The sequence below is a fragment of the Pseudomonas sp. P5_B2 genome (assembly GCF_056400445.1).
In genome coordinates, this window is record NZ_JBFULH010000903.1 from 1 (window position 1) to 1,353 (window position 1,353).

Sequence of the window (1,353 nt, forward strand, 5' to 3'; positions counted from 1 at the left end):
TGGAAGAACTGGGGGCCTCTGATGGGGTATATAAAACGCAAGTCACTTTATGTGCCTCTACTGCTTTCGATATTGGTTGCAGTGCCTTTCGTCGTTTCAGGCATGGGTGGCCGGCAGGGTGGTAATCCGGCATTTGCCGCCGTGCAACTGGTGACCAAAGCGCCTTTGACGGACAGCGCAGCCCTGTTCAAGAACACGCCCGATGAGCTGGTTGCGCGGTTGCGCCAACGGGGGCTGTCAGTGACATCGTCCAGCGACACTCTCAATCAGGTCGCCCAATCAGCGAAGATGCAACCCACGCAATTGATTGCCGAACTGCTGAGTGAGCGTCAGTGACGCAATCAAGGCCTCGATGAAAACCCCGGTCATTGCGTAGATTGACGTCGACAGGGCAGCGCTGGATAACAGCAGCTAAGCTTCCCTGCGCTGGGGTGAAATATAGCCTTGGGATGTCAATGAATGGCAATGGAGCCGCCCGCATGAGTACCGAACAGAATCATTACAGTCCGCCCACGCTGCTTGTGGTCGATGACACGCCCGATAACCTCATGCTGATGACTGATCTGCTGAAGGATCGCTACCGGGTCAAGGTTGCCAATAGCGGTGAAAAGGCTTTGCGCGTACTGCAAGGCGACCCACTGCCGGACTTGATCCTGCTTGACGTGATGATGCCCGGGATGTCCGGCCACGAAGTGGCCGAGCAGCTCAAACGCGACCCGCGAACCCGCGATATTCCGATCATCTTTCTGACGGCCATGGCCGCAACCGAAGATGAGATCCATGGCCTGGAACTGGGCGCTGTCGACTACATCACCAAACCCGTCAGGCCGGCGCTGGTTCTGGCGCGGGTGGATACCCAGCTCAAGCTCAAGGCGGCGAAAGATTTCCTGCGCGATCACAACGACTATCTGGAACAGGAAGTGGAGCGCCGGACCCGCGAGGTGATTGCGATCCAGGATGTGGCCATCCAGGCCATGGCTTCACTGGCGGAGACTCGCGATAACGAAACGGGCAACCATATCCGGCGGACCCAGCATTACATCAAGGTGCTGGCCGAGCATCTGCGGGAACATCCGCGTTTCAGCCACTTCCTCAGCGAAGAGGCCATTCAGCTGCTGTTCAAGTCGGCGCCGCTGCACGACATCGGCAAGGTCGGCATTCCTGACCATATCCTCCTCAAGCCGGGACGCTTCACCGAGGAGGAGTTCGAGATCATGAAGACTCATACAAMGCTGGGGCGTGACGCCATCCAGCACGCCGAGGATGCGCTTGGCATTCGCGCCGACTTCCTCACTCTGGCCAAGGAGATTGCCTACAGTCACCAGGAAAAATGGGACGGCAGCGGGTATCCGC

2 protein-coding genes are annotated in these 1,353 nt (G+C 58.1%); both read left to right on the forward strand.

Going from position 1 to position 1,353, the window contains the following annotated elements; genetic code table 11:
* The coding region (locus AC1DRJ_RS27865) for a DUF4405 domain-containing protein (RefSeq protein WP_477804982.1) at nucleotides 1-336 on the forward strand (336 nt) is incomplete at its 5' end.
* 143 nt (nucleotides 337-479) lie between these two features.
* Nucleotides 480-1,353, forward strand: an 874-nt coding sequence (locus AC1DRJ_RS27870; protein WP_477804983.1) for a response regulator, incomplete at its 3' end; no start/stop codon positions are given.